At 55.9% G+C, this 11,234-nt stretch carries 8 protein-coding genes; 6 read left to right on the forward strand and 2 right to left on the reverse strand.

Annotated features, from left to right (window positions below):
- The first annotated feature begins 388 nt into the window (after positions 1-388).
- Both VII69_14250 and VII69_14255 read left to right on the forward strand, forming a co-directional pair.
- The gene (locus VII69_14250) at positions 389-643 is read left to right on the forward strand and encodes a hypothetical protein (protein ID HEY5096270.1); all 255 of its coding nucleotides are present in this window, start codon (positions 389-391) and stop codon (positions 641-643) included.
- 2,139 nt (positions 644-2,782) lie between these two features.
- A complete protein-coding gene (locus VII69_14255; protein HEY5096271.1) occupies positions 2,783-3,580 on the forward strand; it encodes an ice-binding family protein in 798 nt (265 codons plus the stop codon).
- A gap of 69 nt (positions 3,581-3,649) precedes the next feature.
- Here the strand turns inward: VII69_14255 and VII69_14260 are convergent, their stop codons facing one another.
- The gene (locus VII69_14260; protein HEY5096272.1) at positions 3,650-3,967 is read right to left on the reverse strand and encodes a hypothetical protein; all 318 of its coding nucleotides are present in this window, start codon (positions 3,965-3,967) and stop codon (positions 3,650-3,652) included.
- Positions 3,968-4,550: 583 nt separating this feature from the next.
- Here VII69_14260 and VII69_14265 point away from each other — a divergent pair.
- From VII69_14265 to VII69_14280, 4 genes are all read left to right on the forward strand, one after another.
- Positions 4,551-4,775 carry a hypothetical protein gene (locus VII69_14265; protein ID HEY5096273.1) on the forward strand — a complete coding sequence of 75 codons (225 nt, stop codon included), beginning with the start codon at positions 4,551-4,553 and terminating at the stop codon, positions 4,773-4,775.
- 36 nt (positions 4,776-4,811) lie between these two features.
- Entirely contained in the window at positions 4,812-5,102 is a 291-nt protein-coding gene (locus tag VII69_14270; protein HEY5096274.1) for a hypothetical protein, read from the forward strand.
- Between the two features lie 1,346 nt (positions 5,103-6,448).
- Positions 6,449-7,264 (forward strand): ice-binding family protein, encoded by an 816-nt coding sequence (locus tag VII69_14275; protein HEY5096275.1) that lies wholly within the window; start codon positions 6,449-6,451, stop codon positions 7,262-7,264.
- A gap of 837 nt (positions 7,265-8,101) precedes the next feature.
- Complete coding sequence (locus tag VII69_14280) at positions 8,102-9,523, forward strand: hypothetical protein (protein ID HEY5096276.1); 1,422 nt, start codon at positions 8,102-8,104, stop codon at positions 9,521-9,523.
- A gap of 344 nt (positions 9,524-9,867) precedes the next feature.
- On the opposite strand, the gene VII69_14285 is transcribed toward VII69_14280, so the two are convergent.
- Positions 9,868-11,145, reverse strand: coding sequence for a hypothetical protein (locus VII69_14285; protein HEY5096277.1), 1,278 nt, complete (start codon positions 11,143-11,145; stop codon positions 9,868-9,870).
- Between the last annotated feature and the right edge of the window lie 89 nt (positions 11,146-11,234).

The raw sequence follows: 11,234 nt of genomic DNA on the forward strand, positions 1-11,234 counted from the left end.
GGCATTGACATAGAGCAGTAATGTGCGATCAACATATTTTCGTGGAATAATTTGCCCGTCCTTTACAGCGTTGCCAATAAGATCGCAACCTTACGAATTATCCGCCCTAATTATAGACATACGTACGTTCGTAAAGGATTGAACGCGGCTTGGCGGAGTTGTTAATCGAATCGACACACGTAGTACTGTGGTGCGCGCGGTCAGCGCAGCATCAAGTTAAGCTGGGTTTCTCCGAGAAAGGGGAATTGCAACCAGTCAGCGATGCCAACGGCCAGTGACAGCAACCATCAGCCGATCTTGCCTCGGATGCGAGTATTTGGACATTGAGTATCGCCTGAACGATTCAGGGGTGTCGGTCGCCTTTGGTCTCAGGTAGGTGTGTGGGCCGATGTCTCGATCAAAAAACTTTGTAAGACAAATTGTCATCATGCTGGTACCGCTGCTTATGGGAATCATGGCAGATGCAGCATTCGGTGCTTGCCCGGAATTGACCGACGAGATAAACGGACAGATCGCCACACTCAACCTTGCGGAGACGGCAACGGACGCTCAAACAGCACTGACGTACCTAAGGCAAGCTGATAGCGAGGATCGCAAGATGATACTCGAATGTCCCCACAGCGTTCCAACAAATCGCTATTAGCAAGCTTGCCAAACAATCCCATCTTCGAGTATGTCTAAACTACTACGAGGCGAACGCCAGGTATGCGCTTGCTACGAGTTGGGACGAGCTCACACTTTTCTATCCAACACGAGCTCAAATCGGCGAGATATACACGAGAGCAGAGCTGGCTGCTATGAAGGCCGCTGCGTTTTGGAAGATGCGGTTGTCAAATCTTGCAGAGGGCGCTGATAGAGCAGATCAGTTGATGAAGAAGTACCAGCCCGCCGCAGACGCGGCCTTAGAAACCCTTAATGCCAAAACCCTCTCCGATTGTCCTCATCCGTAAGGGCGCGTGCGGTCTCGCTGGCGTGTCATTTAAAATTGATTCTGCGATACTGGGCGATACTTACCGGCACGAAGCAAACACAATTTGAAGACCGGCAGCGGCACCAGCCGCAGACTTCTCCCCTAGTGGCGGAAGCGCACATTTGACGAGGTTTGCGGGTTTCCCGGGTCGAGCGAGAAATGGCCGAAAATGCCGTTTTGCTAATGGACTGCTAATGCGATGGGTGATACTAGCCGACACTAGGCGGCACTGCGATCGCTCGAGCCAACTTTACACTAGGAGCCAGTCATTCCGGCGCCCCGTGTCCGATTCGTGCGGAACCGCCTCGTCAATAACGGCCCAAAACGCCTCTTGCCAGATTGATTTTCTGCGAAGGTCGGGCTCAGGCGGCCGACGATGACGCCGTTGAGGTCGATATTGTAGAGGAGGACGTCGCCGGTGTTTGGGCGCGCAATCCCGCGTCGCGGCGTCACGTTATGCCGTCGACCCTTACCTCCGACGGAGAACCGCACCTAGTTTCTTGAGGATCACGCCAAGCAATTCATCATCGCCGCGCGCGAAGAACATCGTAAGTGCGACCTCGACTATGGAACTCTCGCTTAGCCTGTGGGTATAGGCCAAGCTGCGAAGGCGTTCGGAGATATCATGGCTCACGTTGACCGAAAGTTTGCTACGCGACGCAGCGGAGTCGGAACCAGCCTCGTGCTCGGGATACGCCGACGGCTGAGGCGTACGAATCATTTCGCTCGTTGCGTTACCAACCTGTCCGCTTGGGATCTGACTTCCTTCGTTTAGCATCTTGACGCCTGCTCAACCCCTTCTGGCATGCACATTCTGCGCATCCCGCTCGAGTTATCGGCTGGTTATGCAATAAAGATAAGAATGCAGTTATAGAATCGTTCAACGACCACTTCAGCCCACCTCGTCCGCCGATGACGCTCGTTCCCAGCCCCGGTGGCACCCCCAAGCCCAACGGGCCCGCTAGCCCCGCTCAACGTCCGCAACGCAGCGGACGAGCCGAGACTAGACTGCCCTCTCGGGATTGACTGCCGTTCGCGACCCCAATCTCAGGATCTGAGCCGCCGCTTTTCGTGCGGCGTTGCTCTGCCCTGCACGATATCACGCCAGCGTCGCTCGGACATCCCGAGCGCGGTGGCGACCCGCTGCTGCGGAAACCTGCTCAGTACGTCAAGTGCCGTCAGCAGCTCGGCATCTATGGCATCACAGAACGGGGACGGATACGTCCTCCGCGAAACGGATTAATTTATCAATCGGCATTTTATAAGATGTTCGGTCTAGGTAAGGCTGATAGAGCCAGATACTGCGTCGCGCGAGCAATCTCTACGTGTCAAATTCTCGCTGCGTTAGTATGCGGCACTTGGCAATAAAGCAGGACGGCCGCGATTAGCCGCGCGACCGCCCTTGAGCTTGAACCGCCCGCTCGGGCTAGCCCGTCGCGTTACTGGCCGCCCGGATTTGTGATAAGCGAGCCGCCGGCCACCGGGATCGAAACGGCTCCAGTCCCCAAAGCGCTGCCGCCCGCGAGCGCTCGGCCGGTTAACCAAATTGACAACCAACGTCTCATCGCATATGAAGATCCGATTCTCGCTGCGGCGGAGGTTCGAAAGTCCTGTGCGCGAGGCGACCGGGCTGGCGAAATGATTGAATTGTTTGTAAACGGGAACAACTAGTACACAAATCCGATTGTCGAACTTATATTGTTACCATGTGCTGCGATGCGTCGATTTTACTCGCAGCGCGCGGCGGTTTCTCGGATACGAGCGGCTGTCTTGCGTCGCCCGTATACTCACTCAAATTCGAAGGTGTATCCAATGCGTATTCTCACACCACTTCAAGCGCTGAGCGCAGCGGCGGCGTTAGCGCTGCTTGCTGGCTGCTCCGGCGGTTCGGCGATCGCGCCGAACCCGTCCACCCCCCGAGGCTTCATCCCCATGACGATGGGTGGCATAGTTGCCCCTGTGGGCCAGCTGCCCCAGCCCAACGCGATTATAGCGGATGTGCCCCTTGGATCGGACTCCAGATTTGCGGTGCTGGCCGGCTCCACGGTTACGAACTCCGGTCCAACAATAGTGACAAGCAATCTCGGGTTAAGTCCGGGCTCGGCGGTGACCGGATTCCCGCCGGGAATCGTGAAAGACGGAAAGATCCACGCTGGTGATATTCACGCGGCGCAGGCTCAACTCGATTTGACCACCGCATACAACAACGCGGCCGGACGAAAGAACCCGACTAAGGTACCCGCTGATATTGGCGGGATGGTAATCGGACCTGGCCTTTACAAGGCACCGGTTTCGCTTGCGATCACCGGAAACTTGACCCTCGACGGGCAGAATAAAAAGAACGGCGTCTTCATTTTCCAGGTGCCATCAACTCTCACTACCTCGGTCAATAGCAGCATCACGCTGATTAACATGGCCAAGCCGTGCCACATTTTCTGGCAGGTCGGCAGCTCGGCAACTCTTAAAACGGGATCGGTCTTCAAAGGGGTCATTCTGGCGCAGGCATCAATCTCTCTTGGTAAAGGCGTCTCGGTCGAGGATGGAAGACTGTTGGCGCGGTCCGGTGCGGTAACATTGCTCCGAGACATTGTTACTGAGCCGGGCCCGTAAGGAACACACGACGGAAAGTCCAAATGAGCGCGAAGCATTCGCTTAGCGTAATTTCCTTCGACTAACGAGTCAACCGTTGATTTCCATATCGACACGTGAGGCGGGCGCTGCGGCGTCCGCCCCGTTCGTAAGCGAGGCAGTGAGCAATATCGCTCCGGCCATCCGCACTGCTAGATCTTCGCGGACTTCGCGATGAGCGCTTGTTTCTTTCCCGGCCTCATCAGTTGGCGCGAACGCGTCAGCATTGCCCGTCGCTGCGTCCGATTCCAGGTGCAACTCGGTCAAGGTCGAGGTGCAGCACCACTGCAGCGTCAGGTGAAAGGCTGTGAGAAGGCGACGCGGTAAAGCCAGGCCCACCGCGCGCCAATTTGCATATGTCACCGACATTCGAAGGCCAGCGCCCGCCGCGGCAATACGCCATATAAGTAACGCTCCGCGGCGATCAGCGGGTCTAGGTGGGGGGTTTATCGGCTCGGCGCACGTATGGTCTGGGTCGTCCCCGTCTTCTTATTATGCGTTAGCGGCAATAGGCCCACTTCATGGACAAGAGAGCGGCCAGGAACTAACGCAGAAACGAGATCGGCGGATGGATATTAGCGGCGTTTGGAACCGCGCTCCTTAGAGTGCGCGGCGGTTGGGCAACACGACATGAATCACCGCAGTTCGCGAAGGCCGTGAAGAACGCGGATGGAAGCTGCCAACATACAGGTCTCGTCGGTAAGCCCTAAGCGGTTCGAAAGGAACCAAAACGATGACTAAGGGGATATACTACCATACCAATTCTGTGGATTATCCGCCGAAGCATAGAAACGTACATCACGATCACGAGAATTGCCTCGACGGTAAGCGCATCGAACTGAAACATCGAGAAGGTGGAACCGGCGGTAAGCCGCTGTGCAAGGCGTGCGAGAAGCTCGGTTAGAGGAGTCTGTTCCGAATCGTTATTTCCATATACGAAGGTAACAAGAACGTGATTCGCTATCTGAAACAGACTCTGGTCGAAAAATTAGGCGAGGCCACGGAATTCAACGTTTCCGAGGACGTCAGCGACGGCGCTGGGAATATGCCGACCGTGTCCATGAAAAGATACCACCTGAAATGGGGTTGCGGACGCCACTCCGGTTCACCCAATCCGGATGACGTTTATCAAATGCATGACATCTGCCCGGGCCATGTCGGCGTCGTCTCGACCTAACGACGTACTCCAAAGCTCAGAGCCGGGGGACCGCTCGTGACGACCATTGACTTCGTGGAATGGTTAGACTTGGTTTGTGACGCGCTAGAGAGTCACGTGAATATACTCGGAGGATGGAACCCCCGCACGATGGTCTACCACACTGCGGTCGGAATTCTATTCTTCTTCGAGCAGGAAGGCGACAAGGTTCGCGTCCGGTTCAGAGATGAAACTCGCCAGTCAGCCAACATGGCTATCGAGATTGACCGCGCTAAAAAGCCAGCAGATGCGGCTGCGGACATCGCACAGGGCATGCGCGTGTTCGTGAGCAGCCTTAACAAAAACTAACGAGCCTTGTGGACGTTTCCAATGAGAAGGGCGGCGACTTCGTGTCATCGCCCTTGGGGTGTTGTGGTCTGTGGCTCTAGATGCGCGGTTCAAGAGAACAGTTTGTAGTGTTGCACTCCGCAAGTGTCAATATAGAGCAGACCTGACGAATCGATGTCTGCCGTCACGCAACCGCACCTGAATCGGAGCGGCGCGCGATTTCGCGGGGCACAACCACGACGACTCCGCCACCCAGTGCCGGCGGAAACTTCGGTATAGGTGAGTTGGGCCATGTAAAACGACATTGAGTGGGGCTTCTCCGAGCGCTTACCCACGTTCAGCGATCTTCCGTTGAGCGCGTTGGCGCTTATTCGCGGCGCTCGAGCATGACATCGTGCTCTCCAAAGATGATAGGGCGACGACCTTGCCGGTCATCGCCCTTCGCCCTGATCTATGGCGGCGTTAGATAATGTCATTGTAGCACTTTGATGCGGTTAGCGGCGCTTCCAGGAGAGTATCGTCTTCGAATCACGAACATGTTTGATGCGTCAATTGGCGCAGAAACTTGGAGGAACGTAAATGTCTAGGGTTCCCTACTTCTACTCGATCAATGAGGGAATGAAACCAAAAGCCGATCGCGTCTATCACAACAACAATACGTGTCCTCCTGGTCTTGACATACCGAAGAACGAGCGGCGGAGGGGCAAGAACGAGTATCGACCGTGCAAAGACTGCGCAGGGCGCGACTAACGCCTACGGTCAGAAGGGGTAGCGGCATCGTAGAGCGGCTCCTGATGGCGCCGCTCAAATTTATTACCAAGCCCAGCTGGTGGTATCAGGCGACACGCCATGACACTCATCGTGGGAGCCGAACGGCGACAACGTCTTGACGTGCCTTTTCACCTCATTGAAAATGAGCACACTTGCATCTTTACACGCAAAGCGGTAGTTGGGGGTCTCGGCGATTTGAAATTATTGCGATAATGATTACGACGGAAGCTGTAGCCTCTGCACACAAAGCGGCGTCGCGAAACGTCGCCGTTCGGTTGTGCTGAAAGGCATTGGCGAGCGCGAGCGCCGCACCAGCATGTCGCCGAACGGCTTCGAACGAGCCGCCACTGTGACGGCTGGGATCGAACCCATTGAACGGTGGCATTGGCCCCGTAAACGGAGGTCCTATTCCGTTCGTGCACCACGCCACATAACCGTATCGCATATGAGCTAGGGGCCCGCATCCTACTATAGAAGTAGCATTGTTACCATTGGCTGCGGCGCGTCGATTGTACTCGCAGCACGTGGCGATTTCTCATATACGAGCGCCTGTATTGCTTTGCTCGTTTACTCACTCAAATTCGAAGGTGTATCCAATGCGTATTCTCACACCACTTCAAGCGCTGAGCGCAGCGGCTGCGTTAACGCTGCTTGCCGGCTGCTCCGGCGGTTCGGCAATTGCGCCGAAGCCGTTCACTCTCCAAGGCCACGAGCACACGACGATGGGCCGCACAGTTGCCGCTGTGGGCCCGATGGCCCAGCTCACGGCAGCCGTCAATCCTGATAGGGCGATAAAGCGAGTGCCACTTGGATCGGCCGCAAAATTTGCGGTGCTGGCCGCCGACACCGTCACCAACGCCGGTCCGACCATCGTGGCCGGCGATCTCGGCGTGAGTCCGGGCTCGACGGTGACCGGATTCCCGCCGGGAAAAGTGATCGACGGTTCGATACATGCCGGTGATCCTGTCGCGGCGCGAGCTCATCGCGATTTGACCACCGCGTACAACAATGCGGCCGGACGAAAGAACCCGACCATGGTGCCCGCCGATATCGGCGGCATGACCCTCCGGCCCGGCCTCTACAAAGCGCCGGTGTCACTGGCGATCACTGGGAACGTCACGCTAGATGGTCACAACGACTCCGACAGCGTCTTTATCTTCCAGGTGCCGTCCACCCTGACGACGTCGGTCAATAGTAGCGTCACGCTGATCAACCGCGCCAAAGCGCGCAACATCTTCTGGCAGGTCGGCAGCTCGGCAACCCTTAAGACGGGGTCGATTTTCAAAGGGGTCATTCTGGCGCACGCATCGATTTCTCTGGGTAGAGGCGCCACGGTGGTGAATGGGAGATTGTTGGCGCGGATCGGTGCAGTAACATTACTCCGTAATACAGTTACCGAGCCCGACCCGTAAGAAACAGACGACGGCAGAGTCCAAACGAGCGCGTAGAGTTGCTTAGAGTAACTTCCTTCGACTAGCCAGCCAACAGTCGATTTCCATATCAACATGCGGGGCGGGCGCAACGGCGTCCGCCTCAGTTGTAAACGAGGCAGTGAGCGGAGTTGCCATGGCCATTCGCATTGCTAGATCTTCGCGTACTTAGCGATGGGCTCTCGTTTCTTTCTGTATGATGTGTATTTTTCGCAGGGTAAGAAAAAAGTGCCACACTTCAAATATCTAATTTAACGAGCAGTAACCTCGCCAGATGAGACGATTATTGCAATCGGCGATTTTAACACTGGGCGCAACGATCTCTTGAACTAGAAACGCATTGGAGCGAAGCCTGGCGCCAATTGCACCCGGAGGGCGACGAATACTCTTGGTATTCCCGCCTTTACAAGCGGGCGGAGCAAGTGGCTGGCGCATTGATCACTGTTTTTTGTCTTCATGCCTGCGAGCTCGGCTTAAGGACGGGTTCTACATTCAAGATGTACGATTGGAGAGGTTCACAGACCACTCCGCGCTCGTCGTCGATATCGAGCTCTGATGTCGTAAACGTCCGCCCGTGAGATGGTCACGAGTGGCGTCCGGTTTCCATAACTCGGGACGCGATGGACTCGTAGAGAAAAGGCGTTTGTCACGAAGCGGTTTCATGCAACCAACCTTAGTCCCTAAGTCCCACACGGCGAAGATAACCGTTAGCGTGCGCCAACGTGAATCTTGTATAGAGATGTTTTCGAATAGGTGTACGTTTGCATATATAGCTACCGAAGCTTTGACGTTATTCGGGCACTCATGTGTGGGGCGGTCATGAAAAAGCGTTATGCAATAGCGGGTCTAGTTATCTTGTTGGTCAATTGTTCGGCCAGCAATGCTGCGAATCCGACCAGTGTATTACCAGGCGCTCGAAGTCTCGTGCCGCAGGACGTCGTCGATTCCTTCAATCAATCCACGAAGAACGTTATCTTCAGGTACCCGCTGCCGCATGCAAATTCGTTTCCTTCCTATATGGCTACCGGCTCCGATAAGAACGTTTGGTTTACGGAAAATAACGCAGCGCGCATCGGCAAGATCACGCCAAGCGGTGTCGTTACCGAATACGCGATTCCAAGCAGACAGACTGGATATGACATTGCAGCGGGAGCGATGGGCACATTGTGGTTTAGCGAATCCGGCGGCATCATCGGCAAGATCACAACCGTCGGAAAAATCACTGAATACCCGCTGCCGTCACGTTCATGTTCATTCGGGATAGGCAAAGGTCCGGACGGGAACATGTGGTTTACTGACGCCTGTTCCAATCAAATCGGAAAGATCACACCCACGGGGAGGGTTACCGAATATCCCACCCCGACAGCGGGCGCCTCTCCATACGATATTGTCACCGGACCAGACGGCAATCTTTGGTTTGTCGAATGGAGTCATAAGGTTGGCAAGATAACGACTGGCGGCACAATCACCGAATATACCGCTCCAACGAATGACAACCCATTCGCGATCGCCGCTGGTCCAGACGGTAACCTGTACGCCAGCACATATCTCGGGATTTGGCGCATAACGACTGCCGGTGTGATCACGCAATACTCGGACCCGGCGACCGCGTTCTGGCAAGATATAATCCTGGGTCCAGACAAGCAGATGTGGCTGAGTAGCTTCAACTACGGCGACTATGGCGCTCTACAAGAGTTTAATCCAAAGACGCAGACGTTTTCTGCGACGATTACGCCAGACCCAGGCAAAGTAATCGGCGGTCTCACCGTTGGTGGGGACGGCGATATCTGGATCGCAGGTTACGGCAATAATACAATCGATGTCTACGAAGATAAAATTACTACCATCGGCATCCGCCTCATTGGCGAAATGTCAATCATCGATCCAAAGTACGGCTTCGAGTTAGGCTACGCGGTCGCCACGACATCGACTCAGACGCAAACGATCAGCCTGAGCATGGGGGAGTCGGTCCTGTTTCAAAATGTCGATACGATTCCGCACTCTGCGGCATTCCTCGGTAACGCGACCAGCAACAGCGCTCCATGGCCGACGTCGTTTAACGGTTCAACCACGCGATCGGTGGCGGGTACGGCAATAGGAACGACCGGCTTTGCCACGGGCAGCCTCAATCCAAACGAGAAGTCTCCCGTCTATGAGACTGGCCTTCCCGGTTTCTACATGATCGGATGTCAATACCACTACGAGAGCAACATGATACGAACGGTGATTATCGTTCACTAGATCCTGTTAAAGTGAGATGAGGCCAGGACTCCAATCCTGGCCTTTATCTTTTAGATTGTCGTTCTAGTGCAGTGAGCGCTCAACACTTTGCCGTCGGATGAAGCCCATAGACCCTCATGATCACCCATGCCTGCAATAACACCGAGACTAGGTTGCCCACCACGATACCAAGCGTCACATGTCGACATTTTGGGACGAGTTTCGCGTATCCGATGCAACCGGGCGTTGCCGGGCATTCCGGCGAATCTGCCGCGCAGCGTCTTATGCGAAGATTACTCAGAAAACCCAAGCGTCGCCGCCTAGGCGGCGACGCTTGGTCGTAAGGATCGCCGGGCAAGCCCGACTTAGTAGCCCTTTATCCTAGATTTCGGAACGTGGTGGAGCGTGGCCGGATGTGGCAGTTGGTGCGACGGTGCGCGCTCTGGACGCATCGCAGCTGGCGCCGAGCCGAACGGCTTGGCTACGACCCGGTAACTAAATACCGCTTCCGAGCGTCCACCCTGATTCTCTCGTACGACAAAGCCGGCAGGCGTTTTTTGCGTCACGTAGAGTCCGCGCGTATCGCCCTCCGGTGTGATGAATACCATGTACGAGTACCGCGAATCGATCGCGGAGGCATACGCGGGCCTGAGGCTCACGTATGCCTGGCCGGCGGTCAACTGCGCTTCGCCGAAGTCCTCGATATTCGGCGTGGTCGATGTAGTCGCATAGGAGGTAATTCTCTGTCCACCCGGGGTATCGAAGAAGTTGATGAATTGGTGCGCGAACACGCTTCCGTCATCCTGTATTTGTAGCTTCAGGTTGCCGCCGCTGTCGAATCCGTTGACGAGGACGCCGGTACCGGACGCATCCTGCATCTCAAGTGCTGTACCACCACTGGTCGAGAAGTTGACGCCGAAGACGCCCGTGGGGTTCGCTCCTACGCCGACTCCCTGAACACCGTTGGCACCACCTCCGAAAACGCCGATGGCAGAGGTGCTATTGCCCACGGTGAGAGCGTCAACAAACTGCTCGCCTTGGACGACCTCGCTGCCCGCCACGAACGTGTTGCCGTTGTCGTTCACGGTGAAAACGTCGGCGCCTCCCGAGTTGTTTCCGTCGAAGAGCAGGCCGCCGAAGCCGTTTGCCCGGACGGCGGTTGCGGTGGCGTTGTTAGATCCTTGGACGCCGGCGATGTACGAGCTAGTTGAGCTCGTTGCACCCGAGACACCATAGGACGAAGCCGAGCTTCCAACGACACCGGCGGACGAGGTCGAATTTCCCACGACACCGATGCTCGAAGTCGACTCTCCGAAGACGCCGAACCCGCTCGCCGACGTTCCATTCACGGCGTTACCCGCCGTCGCCTGACCCAGAACTCCAGTGCCGTTCACCGTCGCGGTTCCGAGTAGGCCTGCACCTGAGAAAGAGCTATTTGTATTGATACCTTGCAGGCCGGCGCCTGTGCCGCCATTGTTGTATTTTATACACGGTTTCGTCTTATTGCATGTTATGAATGGACTCACCATCGCGGATCCGACGACCGCGAAAGCCGGCCGAAGGGCGAGTCCGCCCGCCAAAATTCCGGCCGAAGCGACGATTGCCGCCGTCATCAACGTCGGACGCATGAATGTGATTCGCATTGATCCTCTCCTCAATCTCAAGCAGCGGGCCAATGAACGCGCCTCGTGGCGAAGTCCGCACCGGCCGCAACAGGGAGAGTCTAACTTAT

The organism is Candidatus Eremiobacteraceae bacterium (assembly GCA_036511855.1).
In the GTDB taxonomy this organism is placed as follows: domain Bacteria; phylum Vulcanimicrobiota; class Vulcanimicrobiia; order Eremiobacterales; family Eremiobacteraceae; genus JABCYQ01.